Source organism: Fodinicurvata sediminis DSM 21159 (assembly GCF_000420625.1).
In the GTDB taxonomy this organism is placed as follows: Bacteria; Pseudomonadota; Alphaproteobacteria; order Kiloniellales; family DSM-21159; genus Fodinicurvata; species Fodinicurvata sediminis.
On the sequence record NZ_ATVH01000011.1, the window covers coordinates 347,093 to 362,573 of the forward strand.

13 protein-coding genes are annotated in these 15,481 nt (G+C 56.8%); 5 read left to right on the forward strand and 8 right to left on the reverse strand.

The features are described 5' to 3' along the window. Positions 1-73 precede the first annotated feature (73 nt). A complete protein-coding gene (locus tag G502_RS0102890) occupies positions 74-394 on the reverse strand; it encodes an acyl-CoA thioesterase (RefSeq protein ID WP_245560701.1) in 321 nt (106 codons plus the stop codon). A 149-nt stretch (positions 395-543) separates the two neighbouring features. Here G502_RS0102890 and parE point away from each other — a divergent pair, with 149 nt between their 5' ends. Further along, on the forward strand, positions 544-2,547 hold the full coding sequence (parE, locus tag G502_RS0102895; RefSeq protein ID WP_022727155.1) for a DNA topoisomerase IV subunit B: 2,004 nt from the start codon (positions 544-546) through the stop codon (positions 2,545-2,547). Between the two features lie 116 nt (positions 2,548-2,663). Then, entirely contained in the window at positions 2,664-3,203 is a 540-nt protein-coding gene (locus G502_RS21270) for an RT0821/Lpp0805 family surface protein (protein WP_022727156.1), read from the forward strand. Between the two features lie 5 nt (positions 3,204-3,208). On the opposite strand, the gene tenA is transcribed toward G502_RS21270, so the two are convergent. The 4 genes from tenA to cysE form a co-directional block, all read right to left on the reverse strand. Beyond that, positions 3,209-3,895, reverse strand: a complete 687-nt coding sequence (gene tenA / locus G502_RS0102905; protein ID WP_022727157.1) for a thiaminase II — start codon at positions 3,893-3,895, stop codon at positions 3,209-3,211. Between the two features lie 5 nt (positions 3,896-3,900). Next, complete coding sequence (locus G502_RS0102910) at positions 3,901-4,233, reverse strand: ferredoxin family 2Fe-2S iron-sulfur cluster binding protein (protein ID WP_022727158.1); 333 nt, start codon at positions 4,231-4,233, stop codon at positions 3,901-3,903. Between the two features lie 141 nt (positions 4,234-4,374). Then, positions 4,375-5,502: a cysteine desulfurase family protein gene (locus G502_RS0102915; protein ID WP_022727159.1), complete on the reverse strand. Its 1,128-nt coding sequence runs from the start codon at positions 5,500-5,502 to the stop codon at positions 4,375-4,377. Positions 5,503-5,519: 17 nt separating this feature from the next. Beyond that, entirely contained in the window at positions 5,520-6,284 is a 765-nt protein-coding gene (gene cysE / locus G502_RS0102920) for a serine O-acetyltransferase (protein WP_022727160.1), read from the reverse strand. 195 nt (positions 6,285-6,479) lie between these two features. Between cysE and G502_RS0102925 the strand changes: the two genes are divergently transcribed. Next, positions 6,480-7,148: an alpha/beta hydrolase gene (locus G502_RS0102925; RefSeq protein WP_022727161.1), complete on the forward strand. Its 669-nt coding sequence runs from the start codon at positions 6,480-6,482 to the stop codon at positions 7,146-7,148. 21 nt (positions 7,149-7,169) lie between these two features. Here G502_RS0102925 and G502_RS0102930 read toward each other — a convergent pair whose 3' ends face one another. Beyond that, positions 7,170-8,246: an anhydro-N-acetylmuramic acid kinase gene (locus G502_RS0102930; RefSeq protein ID WP_022727162.1), complete on the reverse strand. Its 1,077-nt coding sequence runs from the start codon at positions 8,244-8,246 to the stop codon at positions 7,170-7,172. Positions 8,247-8,271: 25 nt separating this feature from the next. Next, entirely contained in the window at positions 8,272-9,630 is a 1,359-nt protein-coding gene (locus G502_RS0102935) for an MFS transporter (RefSeq protein ID WP_022727163.1), read from the reverse strand. Between the two features lie 107 nt (positions 9,631-9,737). Between G502_RS0102935 and mtnA the strand changes: the two genes are divergently transcribed. Together mtnA and tyrS are read left to right on the forward strand one after the other, a co-directional pair. Next, a complete protein-coding gene (gene mtnA / locus G502_RS0102940; protein WP_022727164.1) occupies positions 9,738-10,835 on the forward strand; it encodes an S-methyl-5-thioribose-1-phosphate isomerase in 1,098 nt (365 codons plus the stop codon). A gap of 78 nt (positions 10,836-10,913) precedes the next feature. Next, on the forward strand, positions 10,914-12,158 hold the full coding sequence (gene tyrS, locus G502_RS0102945; protein WP_022727165.1) for a tyrosine--tRNA ligase: 1,245 nt from the start codon (positions 10,914-10,916) through the stop codon (positions 12,156-12,158). Positions 12,159-12,162: 4 nt separating this feature from the next. On the opposite strand, the gene G502_RS0102950 is transcribed toward tyrS, so the two are convergent. Further along, the gene (locus G502_RS0102950) at positions 12,163-15,447 is read right to left on the reverse strand and encodes a YhdP family protein (RefSeq protein WP_022727166.1); all 3,285 of its coding nucleotides are present in this window, start codon (positions 15,445-15,447) and stop codon (positions 12,163-12,165) included. Between the last annotated feature and the right edge of the window lie 34 nt (positions 15,448-15,481).

Sequence of the window (15,481 nt, forward strand, 5' to 3'; positions counted from 1 at the left end):
GAAAGGCATCAAGTTGGTGGACTATGCAGGGCTAAACTTAATTTTCCGCTAATGTCATCCGGGAAGCTGCCTGTTATTGCCTGTCTGGTATGGGGCGGGAATTGCCATTCGCGTCAATCGCAACATAAACGAAATTTCCCTCCGTGACGCGCACGTCTTCATCGGTGCGCTGCCGCTTGGCCCAAGTCTCTATATAAACCGTCAACGAGGTGCGTCCGACCTTGATGATCTCCGCATAACATGTCACGAGGTCACCAACGTGAATCGGGCGATGAAAGCGCATGGCATCCACGGCCACGGTTGCTATTCGGCCGTCGGCACGAACAGAAGCGGGCACAGACCCGGCCAGATCCATTTGCGAGAGGACCCAGCCGCCGAATATGTCTCCATTCACATTGGCGTCTCCTGGCATTGCCAGGGTCCGCAGTGCCGGATCCGCTTTGGGGGGCTGTTCCATAAAAACCTCTCAACATTTCGTAGTTCATAACGTTCGTAACTACTGCATATTCTTGAACACAGGCCAACCCCACTTATAATGCGCTCATGGTAGACCTATTCCAGACAACCGACAGCAACGACGATTCCTATTCGGCCAAGGACATAGAGGTCCTTGAAGGTTTGGAGCCGGTCCGGCGCCGCCCCGGAATGTATATCGGCGGCACGGATGATCGTGCCCTACATCACCTGGTGGCCGAATTGCTGGACAATGCAATGGATGAAGCCGTTGCTGGGCACGCCACTCGCATCGAGATCGAACTGAGTGCGGAAGACAGGGTCACGATTCGGGATAACGGGCGCGGCATACCTGTGGATGCGCATCCGAAGTTTACCGAGCTTTCAGCACTTGAAGTCATTCTGACAACTTTGCATTCCGGAGCAAAATTCACGGACAAGTCCTACCAGACTTCTGGCGGCCTTCATGGCGTTGGACTGTCTGTCGTCAACGCATTGGCTTCATCCCTGACTGTCGAAGTCGCTCGCGATCGCCAGCTTTGGCGACAGAGCTATGCAGAGGGCAAGCCCCAGGGCAAACTCGAAGCTCTGGGTAGTGTCCAGAACAGGCGCGGTACGAGCATAACTTTTGTGCCGGATACCAAGATCTTCGGGAATGACCTGCATTTCTCCGCCGCCCGGCTCTACCGCCTGGCACGCTCAAAAGCCTACCTGCACAGAGGCGTAGAAATTCGCTGGTCGTGCGACCCTGCCCTTTTGGGTGAGCATGACAAGACACCCCAGCAGGAAATCCTGCACTTTCCAGGTGGCTTGCGCGACTTCCTCGCTTCGATCCTGGACGAGCGCCAGACCATCGTGGATCAGCCCTTCAGCGGCGAAAGCACTTTCTCGAATTCTGCTGGCAAGGTGGAATGGGCAATTACCTGGCCGGCCGGTCCGGAAGAAGGTTTCGTCTCTTCCTATTGCAACACCGTCCCAACACCGGACGGCGGCAGCCATGAGCAGGGTTTCCGAACGGCTTTGGCCAAGGCCATCAAGGCCTATGGCGACCTTGTCGGGAACAAGAAAGCCGCGAACATAACCGCCGAAGACCTGTTGGGAGGCGCCTGCCTGCTTTTGTCGGTCTTTATAAAGAATCCACAGTTTCAGGGGCAAACCAAGGAACGTCTGTCCTCTCCCGAGGCTGCGAAGCTGGTGGAGGCAACGGTCAAGGACCACTTCGATCATTGGCTGTCGGGCAATCCGGAGCGCGCCGGTAAACTGCTCGAGCACCTGATCGAACGGGCCGAAGAACGCCAACGGCGCAAACAGGAACGCGAGCAGTCGCGCAAGACGGCAACGAATCGCCGAAGCCGGCTTCCCGGAAAACTGTCCGACTGCGCCCGTACGAAGGCGGAAGGGACCGAAATCTTTCTGGTTGAGGGAGATTCGGCAGGTGGCTCCGCAAAACAGGCCCGAAACCGTGACACCCAGGCAGTCCTGCCCCTGCGCGGCAAGATTCTCAATGTTGCCAGCGCTACCGCAGAGAAGCTGCGCGGCAACCAGGAGATCTCTGACATCATTCAGGCGCTGGGATGCGGCACTCGTGGACAATTCGACCAGGAGAAGCTGCGGTACGAGCGGGTGATCATCATGACGGATGCGGACGTGGACGGCGCGCATATCGCCTCGCTACTGATCACTTTCTTCTTTCGTGAAATGCGCGGACTGATCGATGCCGGCTGCCTCTATATTGCACAACCGCCGCTCTATCGCCTGACCCAGGGGGACAAGAGTGTCTATGCACATGATGAAGAAGACCGCGAGCGTCTGACGCGCGAGGTTTTCAAGAACAAGGGCAAGGTTGAAGTCAGTCGCTTCAAAGGCTTGGGCGAAATGCCTCCCGCACAACTGCGCGAAACCACCATGGCACCGGGAAAACGCAGCCTGCTGCGTGTCGTGGTTCACCCCCGCGACGCATACGAAGGCCCTGAGAATGATGTCCAGGAAGCGGAAGAGCGCGTCGAACACCTGATGGGCAAGAAGGCCGAGTTACGCTTTGCCTTCATCCAGGAACACGCCCGCTTCATGGATTCCGAGGCACTGGACGTTTGACCGAACTGCGAGTCGGTTCCTAACACGAATCTGCCTCTAAATTGCCGCCGGACATCACCTGCCCTGTCCGCTAAAAGTGCCTTCTGGTCATATTGACAAGGTGGAGTGGCGTGACAATGCGAATTAAATTTGGACTCCTGGCAAGTCTGCTTGTCGTATCGAGCAGTCCAACACTTTCTGCATCCCAACCACCCTGGGCACCAGGACATGGAAATCCCGACCAACCCGTCAAAGCCTATTCGCCCTACCTTTCACTGGATCCTGGGCAGTGCAATCGCACCCTTCTGGGCAGTGCACTGGGGGGCACTTACGGAGCATCCCTCGCCTCACGAAGTGATCACAACGACGATCAAACGCTTGCCGTGCTGGGGGGAACGGCCGACGGCATCCTGGTAGGGGGAGTCATCGGTCAGTGGATGGACAGCCTGGATCAGAACTGCATTGCCCAAATCCTGGAACAGGCCCCCGATAACAAGCCAATTACATGGCAGGGGGCGCAGCCGGTGGACTACACCATCATTCCCGTAAAGAGCCTGCAGCAGGATAGGCAGCCATGCCGCAGATACAAGGCAACAGCGGTTCTGATGGGGCAGGAACGACAGACCTGGGCAACGGCCTGCCGCAACCCGGATGGCAGTTGGCAGCTTGCCGACTGATGAAATCAGGAACTCGGAGGATTCAACCCCATGTTCCAGAAACTGGTTTCCAACTGAACAGCGGTTCGGAAGTTGTCACAGAGTGAAGGCCAGCGCGTAGAAGTGGTTGCATCTTCCCGGGATATTCCACGGCGAATCGCGACACGATCGAGCTGTCCGGCCGCTTTTTGGGCCCCCTCCTGGAACTCGTCTCCGCCATAAAGCTCGATCCATTCGCGATAGGGATTCCCCTCAAGATTCGTTTCCTCACCCTCGAGCAGTCGTTTCCCGATCTCGGCATAGCCAAGCGCGCAGGGAGCAAGAGCTACCAACAAGTCCAACAGATCGCCCTGGTGTCCCTTGTCCAGAACATAGCGCGTATACAGCCTGTTGGCGGGATCTTCCTCGGTAACCTGCAGGTCCTGTTCCGAGATTCCCCAACGGGCACAGTAATCAACATGCAAGCCGATCTCGTGATTGAGCAGTAGGTCGACCATGAAGGCAGATTCCCGCAGGTCGTCCACATTGTCGGATTTCACGACCGCAAGTGCGTGCGCCCGGCTGTAGTGCAACAGGAAGATATAGTCCTGCATCAGGTAGTGACGGAAAGCAGTCTCGGGTAAAGTTCCCTGCGCCAGCTTCTCGACGAAGGGGTGCGTGACAAAGGCATCCCATTCATGGGGGCAGCTTTGCTTCAGACTTTCGAACAGCATTCCTACTACTCGAGCAGCATGTTGCGTGTGTCGCCAGGCAGACGAACGATCAGGCCATCCAATTCCTCCGTCATGACAATCTGACAGCCAAGGCGGGATGTGCGCTGCAGATCAAAAGCCAGATCCAGCATATCCTCCTCGTCTTCGCTTGGTTCCTCCAAGCGTTTGAACCACTTATCTTCGACAATGACATGACAGGTAGAGCAGGCCAGTGAACCTTCACAGGCTCCCTCGATATCCACATCGTTGCGATGCGCAATTTCAAGAAGTGAAAGCCCCACAGGTGCTTCCACTTCCTTGTGATTGCCATCTCGCTCGATGAAGACAACTTTCGGCATAAAGCTTGAACTCCTTCATTCAGAAACCGGCTTCATCGTAAGCCGGTGGCCATGGGCCAGGTTCTGGGGTCATTGCCCTAGCCCATAGCAGATTCAGGATAGAGGGGTCACGCGCATTGCTCCGTCTAGGCGGCGCTCGGTCTAGGCGGCGCGTTGCTGTCGTTGGTATACAGCGAGCCAAGCTTGGCTGAATCGTTCCAGATCCGATGGTTTGCTCGCCCATCCGCTAGACACGCGCAGTGCATTGGCCGCCAGGGTTTCATCCACTCCCATGGCCGTCAGCACATGGGAAGGTTCAACCTTGCCTGAAGAGCAGGCCGAACCGGAAGAGACGGCAATTCCCTCGAGATCAAGTGCCATCAACTGCAGTTCGGCCGAAACACCCGGCATGGCAATACAGGTGGTGTTCGGCAGGCGCGGACTATCGGCTCCAAAAACAATGGTCTCCGGCGCAGTACCCTTCAGCGTTTCTTCCATCTCTCGATGGGCGCTCTCGAGACTCTGGAACCTGGAGAGTTCCTCAGTTGCTGCTTCTACAGCGGCTGCAAAGGCAGCTATACCGGCTACATTCTCTGTTCCGGCACGACGGCGTCCCTCCTGCCCGCCTCCGCGCAAGCAAGCTTCCAGATGTAGGCCTTTACGCAGGACCAGCGCCCCAACCCCCTGTGGACCGCCCAGCTTGTGAGCAGACAGGCTGATCATGTCGGCTTCAAGTTCGTTGAAAGACAAGGGAATCTTACCCAGCGCCTGGACGGCATCACAATGAAGCAGGCCTCCCTTGGCATGAACTTCATCGGCAATCTCGGGAATCGGCTGCAGTGTTCCCGTCTCATTATTGGCCAGCATAACCGAGACCCGTGTTCCTTTCGGAGCGTCTTCCAGATATTGGCGAACAGTGGTCGGCGAAACATGACCGTTGGAATCCACAGGAAACGTCTGCATCTTCTCGGGAAAGGCCTGCAATACGGAAGGATGCTCAACGGAGGAGACAAGAAGCTTTTCTGCTTCCTGCTCGTTGATGACGCTGCCTAGCGCCGTCGCGTTGGCTTCCGTCCCACAACTGACGAAAATCACCTGCGTAGGATCGGCCGCAATACAGCGCGCGATCTGTCGTCGCGCATCTTCCACCAGTTTGCGGGCCGCACGTCCGAAAGTATGGACGGACGAAGCGTTACCAGTCTGCTCGACAGCATGCCGAAAGGCCTCCAATGCCTCGGGCCTCATCGGTGCTGTTGCATTGTAGTCCAGGTAGAGTGGTTCCTTTGACATGAAATGAGCGTTCCGACTCAACACTTGCCACTCAGTTTGTCGCTTTCCTGTTCGACGTCCTGGCCTGTCTCGCCCGCTTGCGACAGATTTTCCTGAGCTGAGCCTTCTCCGTCATTCTCAAGTTCACCGACACGCGCGCGCAGGTTCTGGACTTCGTCGAGCAACCCCTCCAGGGCCCGCGCAATGGGATCGGGAATTTCGCCCGTTGGTGTACCATAGGCCATGAAATCCTCGCTGCTTGCGGCAGCTGATGGCTGGATCGATTTTGCCGGAATACCCACAACTGTCGTCCTGGCCGGCACAGCCTTGGTCACAACAGCGTTCGCCCCGACACGGGCATCCTGTCCCACGGTGATTGGTCCCAGGATTTGCGCCCCAGAGCCAACAATGACGCCATTCTCTAGGCTGGGGTGGCGCTTCTGGTTGCGCTGGCTTTCACTGTCCACGCTTGGCGCGACGCCCCCCAGCGTAACTCCGTGATAGAGCGTAACATCGTCGCCAATCTCGGCTGTTTCACCGATGACAACGCCCATTCCATGATCGATGAAGAAACGGCAGCCAATCCGTGCGCCGGGATGGATTTCAATGCCCGTGAGAAAGCGCCCCAACTGAGAGAGCCAGCGAGCAAAAAGCTTGATATTCCGTATCCAGAGCCAGTGTGACAGTCTGTAAAACAGGATTGCCTGGAAGCCGGGATAGCACAGTATGACTTCCAAAGCGGACCGCGCTGCTGGGTCGCGAGCCATCGTTGCATCAATTTCGGCGCGTAAAGTCTTGAACATTGCTCGTTCCGTCGGCTATTTTCCGGCCCGGCCGCAAGTACGGTCGACACACCCGCTATCTTACGGCATATAAGCTTCCTGACTAAATTGGTCAACTTTTGCCGGCATCATGGCGGATGCTGACGATCCGGTATCTTGAAAAAGTGCGCTTTGGGCGCACTTTATGTGGCATATACAGCAAGGTGACCCGAACGCATGCCTGACGTTATCATCAATGGTCCGGCTGGTCGGCTGGAAGGCCGTTATCAGCACGCCAGTGCGGACAACGCGCCGATTGCCCTGATCCTGCACCCCCATCCTCAGCATGGGGGGACCATGAACAACAAGATTGTTTATACCCTTTTCCATGCATTTGCGCGCCAAGGCTTTTCGGTATTGCGCTTCAACTTCCGAGGGGTCGGCCGCAGCCAGGGAACTTATGACCGTGGCGAAGGCGAATTGTCTGATGCTGCATCGGCGCTCGATTGGCTGCAGATGTACAATTCCAATGCATCGACCTGCTGGGTTGCCGGATTCTCCTTCGGTGCCTGGATCGGAATGCAGCTTCTCATGCGACGCCCGGAAATCTCGTCCTTTGTCTCCGTGGCACCACCGGCCAATCTCTATGATTTCAGCTTCCTTGCCCCCTGCCCGTCTTCAGGGCTGGTCGTTCAGGGAACCACCGACGAAATCGTTCCCGAGGCTTCCGTCAAGAAGCTGGTCGACAAGCTGTCCCATCAAAGGGATATTTCCATCGAACACAGCGTTGTCGAAGGTGCCAACCACTTCTTCCAGGGTCACCTGGAACGGCTTGACAGCATCACCGAAGACTATATCGCCCGCATTCAGAACAACCAGGACGCGCCTGCAAAACTGGAATCCTGAGGCCGTTTCTCTGGACCATTCTCACACTGTGGCTGCATGAAGTCGCCCGCCACGCATTGGGCGTGAAACGCCTGTCGTGGAGGGGAATGATATGGGTAAGCCCTGAAGGCTACGCGACGCAAGGTAGGCAAAGCATTCAGCTTCCAGGGCATCCCCATTCCAACCGACAGCTTCAACCGGTTCCACAGGCCCGGCCAGTTCGCGCGCCAATGCTTTCATGATGGTCGGGTTGTGCCGCCCGCCACCACAGACCAGCCAGCGCGAGGCCGGACCCGGAAAAAATGCCTGCGCGCGCGTCACGGCAGCAGCCGTAAAGGCTGTCAGGGTTGCTGCTCCGTCCTCCACGGACATTCCTTCCAGCCTGGATACAGAAAAACTGTTTCTATCAAGTGACTTGGGCGGGTGATCTTCAAAGTAGGGGTGAGCCATAAGCTCAGACAGGACTATCGGATCCACGCTCCCTCTCTCCGCGAGCATTCCACCCAGGTCACAGGCCTGGCCGATCGCACGGTAAATCCAATCGTCAATCAAGGCGTTTCCCGGCCCGGTGTCGAAAGCAAGAATAGCCTCAGGCTTGGACCCCACCCACGTGACATTGCCAACACCACCAAGATTCAGAACGGCAACGGGCTTTTCCAGGTCTGCCGCTTTCACGGCATGATAGATCGGTGCAAGTGGCGCGCCCTGCCCCCCAGCGCGAACATCCGCAGTGCGAAAGTCTGTAACCACGCTGATCCCGAGCTGCTGACTGAGCAGTGAACCATCTCCCATCTGCCAGGTGTACCTTTGGGCTGGATCATGCCGGATCGTCTGGCCGTGAAAACCGATGGCCCTGATAGCTTTCCGAGGCAGGTTGCCTTGCCCAAGCAACCGCTCGACTGCTTCCGCATGATGCAAGGTCAATTCACGTTCGACTTCTGCCGACGAGGGATCGTCGGGTTCATTCAGAAGCTGTCGCAAGCGATCCCGAAACGCATCTCCGTAAGCCAGGCTTTCGAAGCAAAGTGAGCGAACTTGGCTGCGCCCATCCGTCTCTATCGCAGCGACATCAACGCCGTCCAGCGAGGTGCCGCTCATAAGACCGATCAGGATGTCCATAGTGCCACCCAATAAAGCATGCGCATCATTGTCCAACCATTCTATTCGCCTCGGGCATGATGTAACTGAGAAAGCCTCCCAGGAACGCCAGGACAGTGAAAGCAATGACCGCGGTTGCTGGAACCCAGAGGTCGGCCAGGATTCCAAGCCCGCCCAAGGCCAGTGCTACTAGACCGATTGCGCTATTCGCAAAGGCGACATAAAGGGGGCGCTCTTCTGAAGGGGCTGCATCCACGAGATAGGTCTTGCGCCCCAAACGTGCTCCGGCCTCGGCAATACCAAGAAGAAAGAAAACAGGTGCATAGTAGAAAACGGAAAGTGTTTCCGCAGCCCACCATCCAAGCAGGAGTGCCAGAACACCACTTGTCCCTCCCATGATTGCCGCCAGCATCATGACCTGCCTTGCCGTTCGGTCGGACAGACGTCCCCAGAACGGACTGCTTATGATGTTGGCCAAACCAACGAACACAATGAATATGGAAAGTGCACTCATGCCTGCGGGAACCTGTTGATAGGCATGCAGCACGAAAAGCGGCATGGCAACCTCGACCGACGTCAGGGCAGCTCTTGCGTTAAGATACTTTCGGTACCCAGACACGGACCTGACAAGGGCAATGCCCTTTCTGGCCTCTGCGATGGCGTTGCGACCCCCCTGCTGTTCGCCTGGGGCCTCGCGAATCCCGGCGAAGAACACGGCTGCAATCAGCCAAAGGCCTGCGGAAACTAGCAGAAGCAGAACGTAAGGTCCTGCTCCGGCATCTTCCCCGACAAAAACTCTAAGCCCCAAACCGGCAATGAGCGTCAGGCCTCCGCCAAGCGCAGCTCGCCCGGCAAGCAGCCGCCCGCGCCGGCCCTTGGGAATCGTCTTGCCCAAGACATCCTGGAAGGAGACGGATCCGGCGCCACTTGCAACACTGAATACCGTGAGCAACGCCAGTACAGTCAAGCCGGCCACCCAATCCGATAGGAGCAGGACGGAAGGTATCATCAACAGAAGACAACACGCCTGCAGAATTCCAGCCGAGACCCAGACCCACTTGCGTCGGCCAAGCTGCCGAATACGTGCCGCAACAAAAAGCTGCGGCACCAGAGATCCAACCTGTTTGATTGGTGAGAGAAACCCAACCAGTGCCCCAGGGGCACCGATCGCCGTCAGCAACCAGGGCAGCGTCAGTCCTGGACTGACCAGTTGTTCGGCAAGTTTTGTGCACAGGCCATTGAAAAGGTTCAGAAAGAAGTTCCTTGGAACCTGCGTGCAAGCATCATCTGGGATGGCGTCACATGCTCGATCCAGGGAATCGTCACCAGCGACAACGGCATACAGGCGATCCAGGGCACCCTGAGTCGTTCCGGTTCCAGAAGTGGACTCCCGTGCAATACTCAAACGATCTCTCCTACAGGTCTTGTGCGCGCAATCCATTCTTGCGCGGTGTTCTCCCGAGTGTCAGAAATTCCAAGTCAGGAGACAACGTCAAGCAGCGGCACTAAAGCATGAAAGTCGGCGATCACTACTATCGCAGCATATGGTTGGGGGAAGATGGATGGTCGGTCGAGATCATTGACCAGACACGCTTGCCTCATGAATTCGCCACGCATCGCCTGACCAGCCAGGAACAAGCAGCCGAGGCAATCGTTTCCATGCGGGTCCGAGGAGCGCCCCTGATCGGAGCAACTGCAGCTTATGGTCTCTGCCTGGCCTTGCGCCAGGATAGCAGCGATCATGCCATGGAGCAGGCCGTATCCAGTCTGATGTCAACGCGGCCGACCGCAGTCAATCTGCGTTGGGCCCTGCAACGCATGACATCCGGCCTGTCTTCCCTGAACGGCAATGAGCGCTTGAACAAGGCCTATGAGATTGCCCGCTCCATCTGTGACGAAGATGCAGCTTTGAATGAAGCCATAGGTGCACACGGGCTATCGCTGCTCAAGGAAGCCGCAGGCAGGAAGAAGACCGGTGAGCCCCTGAACATACTGACCCATTGCAATGCAGGGTGGCTGGCCACTGTCGACTGGGGGACAGCCCTGGCCCCCATCTACAAGGCCCATGACCTCGGTATTCCGCTGCACGTATGGGTTGACGAAACCCGTCCGCGAAACCAGGGGGCCAGCCTAACAGCCTGGGAACTGGCCGGGCACGGCGTGCCCCATAGCGTGATTGTGGACAATGCCGGCGGTCACCTCATGCAGAGCGGACAAGTCGATCTCTGCATCACGGGAACCGATCGGACTGCGGCCAACGGTGATGTCTGCAACAAGATCGGCACCTACCTGAAAGCCCTGGCTGCTCATGACAATGGAATACCTTTCTATGTTGCACTGCCCAGTCCAACAATCGACTGGCAGCTTCAGGAAGGCGTGGGACAGGTGCCGATTGAAGAGCGGGACCCCAAGGAAGTCAGCCATTTATCCGGCCTGGATCAGGAAGGTCGTCTCTGTGAAGTGAAGCTATTGCCTGAAGGCAGTCGCGCGGCGAATTACGCTTTCGATGTCACCCCGGCAAGGTATGTCACCGCTCTGATTACGGAAGCCGGAATCTGCGATGCATCCAGGCAGGGGCTCCAGGGTTTATTTCGTCAGCAAGCCGTTTGAAGACGGTACGTTGAGGCTTTGATAGCCCTGTGCTAATCACCCTCGCTCCATCGTATCTTCAGAATGGCTATCCAAGACATGGCGAAGTCCGAATTCCTCAAAGAAATTTCCGAGCGCGGTTTTCTTCATCAATGCACCGACCTGGAAGGCCTTGATGAACAGCTGATGGCCGGACCTGTTACGGCCTATATCGGTTTCGATTGTACGGCAGACTCCCTGCATGTTGGGCATCTGATGTCGATCATGAATCTTCGATGGCTTCAGAAAACCGGCCACAAGCCGATCGTGCTCATGGGTGGCGGCACGACGAAGATCGGAGATCCCTCTGGACGTGATGAAACCCGTCAGTTGCTCAGCAACGAGGATATTGCCAACAACATGGCCGGCATCCGCAGTGTCTTCGAACAGTTCCTGACCTTCGGTGAGGGACCGACAGACGCCGTCATGGTCAACAACGCGGATTGGCTGGACGATATCAATTACATCGCATTTCTGCGCGATTTCGGTCGGCATTTTTCGGTCAACCGTATGCTCTCGTTCGACTCAGTCAAACTGCGTCTGGATCGCGAGCAGCCGCTGACTTTCCTGGAGTTCAATTACATGATCCTCCAGGCTTATGATTTCCTGGAACTCTCACGCCGCCGGAATTGTCTGCTGCAAATGGGCGGCTCGGACCAGTGGGGCAACATTGTCAACGGCATCGAACTGACACGGCGCCTGGATCATAAACAGCTTTTCGGGCTGACCACCCCCCTGATCACCACGGCCTCCGGCCAGAAAATGGGCAAAACCGCCGGCGGGGCCATCTGGCTGAATGAAGAACGCTTGAGCAGCTATGACTACTGGCAGTTCTGGCGCAACACCGAGGACGCAGACGTAGGACGGTTCCTTCGGGTGTTCACGGAGCTGCCTTTGGATGAGATCGCGCGTCTCGAAAAGCTGGAGGGCCAGGAGATCAATGAAGCGAAGAAAATCCTGGCGCACGAGGCAACAGCTCTTTGTCGAAATGAAAAAGCGGCCCGAGAAGCAGCGTTAACGGCACGGAAGACCTTCGAGGAAGGGCAAAGCGGCGAGGGACTGCCAAAGGTTTCAGTTGATCGTGACCGCCTGAATTCAGGCATTCCTCTGTATGAACTCTTGCGCGAAGCAGGCCTCAGCAAGTCGAATGGCGAAGCCCGTCGGCTGATCAAGGGCGGCGGCGCGCGCATAAACGACGCGCGGATAGACGACGAAAGTTATCTGGTGACAGACAACGATTTCACGGACAACAGCATCCGCGTATCAGCAGGCAGAAAACGGCACGCTCTGGTCGAAACGCGCTAAGGATTTATCGTCCTCTGGAGGGCGGACGGGTCTCAAAGGCCGGCTCTTCGTCATCCTCAGCACCTCCACCGTCTTCCGTGGGGCTTTCGTCCGGTGGGCTGGTATCGGGGGCGATATTGAAGAGTTGTCTTAGGAAACCCGGAGCCAGAACGGATAGTGGATTCACTGCGATATCAGGATCCTCAATGGGACCGCTTACTGCATAACTGAACCCCAGGATGCCCTCACCTTCTCCACCTGTCAGCAGATCGCCAATCAGCGGTATGGAGCCCAGAACACTGTTTATCGAATAGGCCGGCACAAGGGTCCCGCGGATGTCCGTGGCCTTTCCCTCCATGTCGAGCCGTCCCTTGGCCGTAATTCCGAGCGAGGGTCCGTTTGCCTGGATCAGTTCGCTCGTGATCTGGGTTTCATAAACAATCGCATCTCCATGCAGGCGTTCGAAGACGATCCCTTCTCCGCTCATGAGGTTGGCTATACCGCTCAAGGATGCCACCGTCAGAAGCTGCGCCATGGCAGGCGCATTCACCAAGCGAAAGTCTTGTGACCAGATACGCAGATTGAGAGGTGCCTGTGGATAAGGGCCATCCGCTTCACCTGAAATGCGCATGGCACCGCCCCGGATCCCCTCTGTCAGATCTGCAGCCTCAAGAAGCGCGCCCATGTCACTGGCCGTAAGTTCAAGCCTGTGTCCCCCTGACTCCACAGGCCCATAATTCAATCGCAAACCATCCGGAATGGGCGCCTCGGCACCACTTTCGGTGTCCGGCACTGGTGAACTGCCAGGCAGGTCTGCACGTCCACGCGCCATCAACCAGAGACCATCCCGTCGTTCTGCAGCAACGGATAGGTTCTCGAAGTAGCGATCCTGCGAGAAATAGACCCTGGACAGACTAGGCGCACGGATCACCAGGTCTTGAGGGTCTTCATCCGCGCTGGAGGACAATTCCATGTCGGAGTCAGTGTCATCCGTATCCTCCATCAAGGGGACAAGGTCCAACACCCCACCTCCCAGCTCAACTTCAAGTGCCGATCCGGAAGGACGCCGCATCACGATATCCTGCAGGCTTGAGCGTCCCATGTTAAAGCTGGAGAGAGCCGCTTCCTGTATCTCCTGGCCAGGCTCGTTCATCGTAATCACTCCGGAGGCCTGCAGATCCTCGGTACTGAACTCGAAGTTCTCCGCCCCTAAAAAACGCTCGCCCTGCAGGACCAACTGAGCGTTCAGATTGCCCTCCCGAGACGCTGGTTTGCGCCACTGCAACTCGGGAATCTGAACTTCTGTGTCGAACAGATCGGCTTGCACATCAATTTCTGCACGCTCGTCGGCATAGACACGCGCTGACAGGGAAACAGCTGCCGGACCAGAGAGATAGGGCGCGGGATCTACATCGATCACCGCCCATCCGGCTTCATCCAGTGCGGGGATCTCCGCCGCCAATTCAGTACGCAGTCCCGGACCCGCAAAGACTTCGCGCCAGTTAGCTGTTCCCCGAACAGCTCCAAGCTGCATGGGTCCTTGGACCTGCATCTCATCCTGATTGACCTGGATATCCAGAGGACTGCCTCGCATGTCCTCTTCCAGGAAGGCATTGGCAATGAAGACGTCTTCCAACTGACCCGCAGCAGACAGGTTCACATCATCGAATTCCAGGTCGTCCAGTAGTGGAAATGCAAAATTGAGATCGGTATCGAACTGCCCTTCGCTTCCAGCTGCCGTGAAACCCATTTCCTGCAGCAAGGCAAGTCGCGGATGCTCGAGAATCTGGAATGCCGCTGTCAAAGCACCATTGGCCTGTAGAGACAGATCCAGGCGGTGATCCTCGCCTGACAGGCCATGGATATCCAGGAGCCCTTCCGTCACCTCAATCCCGTTCACCTGCCCTTCTGCGATCACGAAGTCCAGTCCGTCGGGGGTGAAGCTTGCTGTTCCAGACGTGGAAACGGCGGGTGGAAGTGGCTCAAGATAATGAATCTCCAGCCCCTCGTAATCGAAGCCCCCGGCCATTTCACGCAGGTTGACGTTCAAGGCTTCATCGAAGTCCAGGGCTGCCCGGAGCTCCAACATGTTGACGCCGCCGTCGCGGATATTGTCCGTAACCCAGTCACGGGCGTTCTCGGCCACGGCAAGAGGCCAGAAATGCGAAAGCTCCCTGGCGCGTACGTTCCGGATTTCCCCCTCAAGCCCTACGCCATATCCCTGCTGCATAGCTTCAAGCTCAGCTGTAAGGGAAATGGCAGGGCCTGACTGCCCGGTTTCGGGACTCAACAGGTCAAGACTGGCATCGGAGACAGTCAGAAGGTGCTTGTCATTCGAATGAAGCTCGCCTTCAACAGAAAGTGTCTCGAAGGCAAGACTGCGGTTGAAATGCCTTGGCAGATTGAGATGTCCCCCATCGGAACGCATACTGAAGCTTCCATTTGGCATTTCACCTGAAAGCGGTATTTGGCCCCGAAACTGGGCATCCAGAATGAACTCCAGGCCAGAGAGTGATTGGGACTGGGGAAGGAAGGCATCGAAGGCCGATCCGGTCGCCGTAGGATCGAATCCATTCAGGCTGAGATTGATGTCGATGGCATCATTGGACTTCCCATAATGGAATGACGCCGCCACGGGAGTCAGTTGATCGCCCAGCCGCAGGCCCAGGTCCGCCTGTCCACCAATGCCTGATGGTTCACGCCATATGTCGATGTCCGAATTCTCGGCTGAAAAAACGGTTCCTAATCGCCTGTCCTCAAGTACCAGATCAGCTCGTGTAATATGCAGCTTTTGCAGATATGACCAAGGTTCATCCCCGGGAGTCTTGGACAGCATCCGCCCCAGAAAACGTTTGGCGAGCTCGTTGAACCCCTCTTCCGACTCCGTATCCTGGCCCAGTCCCCCCATCCTAAACCGCCCCTCCTGATCGCGGACGAGATTGACTCGCGCATCCAGGATATCGATCTCAATAGGCGCAAGATTCCCCTTCAGCAACTCCGTCAGACTGAAGATGACATCGGCGCGCGGGAACGAGGCAAGCAGTCTGTCCTGATCATCATAAACACGCCAGTCGCGTGCCTGAAGACCCAGGCGACGCGTGGTTCCGGACCAGGCCAGGTAGGTTTCGCCGACATCCACCCGAATGTCACCTGTCGAGGATGACAGGTTATCTTCAAGAACAGGTTCCAGAAAATCGATGGAAACAGGCTGCTGGGACAATCGCCAGCCTGCGAAGACCAAAAGGACGACAGCCAGGATGACGAATGCGGAAACGAAGTTCAGAATCCAATGTGCACTGCGAAACGCCATGGAACGATCCTACCTGTCCAGGCCATGCCCGGAC

What these genes read in the sequence shown, in the direction of transcription:
- G502_RS21270 (WP_022727156.1), top strand. Translation starts at nt 2,664, where the DNA reads ATGCGAATTAAATTTGGACTCCTGGCAAGTCTGCTTGTCGTATCGAGC.
- cysE (WP_022727160.1), bottom strand. Translation starts at nt 6,284, where the DNA reads ATGTTCAAGACTTTACGCGCCGAAATTGATGCAACGATGGCTCGCGAC.
- G502_RS0102915 (WP_022727159.1), bottom strand. Translation starts at nt 5,502, where the DNA reads ATGTCAAAGGAACCACTCTACCTGGACTACAATGCAACAGCACCGATG.
- G502_RS0102930 (WP_022727162.1), bottom strand. Translation starts at nt 8,246, where the DNA reads ATGGACATCCTGATCGGTCTTATGAGCGGCACCTCGCTGGACGGCGTT.
- G502_RS0102950 (WP_022727166.1), bottom strand. Translation starts at nt 15,447, where the DNA reads ATGGCGTTTCGCAGTGCACATTGGATTCTGAACTTCGTTTCCGCATTC.
- tyrS (WP_022727165.1), top strand. Translation starts at nt 10,914, where the DNA reads ATGGCGAAGTCCGAATTCCTCAAAGAAATTTCCGAGCGCGGTTTTCTT.
- tenA (WP_022727157.1), bottom strand. Translation starts at nt 3,895, where the DNA reads ATGCTGTTCGAAAGTCTGAAGCAAAGCTGCCCCCATGAATGGGATGCC.
- parE (WP_022727155.1), top strand. Translation starts at nt 544, where the DNA reads ATGGTAGACCTATTCCAGACAACCGACAGCAACGACGATTCCTATTCG.
- G502_RS0102910 (WP_022727158.1), bottom strand. Translation starts at nt 4,233, where the DNA reads ATGCCGAAAGTTGTCTTCATCGAGCGAGATGGCAATCACAAGGAAGTG.
- G502_RS0102925 (WP_022727161.1), top strand. Translation starts at nt 6,480, where the DNA reads ATGCCTGACGTTATCATCAATGGTCCGGCTGGTCGGCTGGAAGGCCGT.
- mtnA (WP_022727164.1), top strand. Translation starts at nt 9,738, where the DNA reads ATGAAAGTCGGCGATCACTACTATCGCAGCATATGGTTGGGGGAAGAT.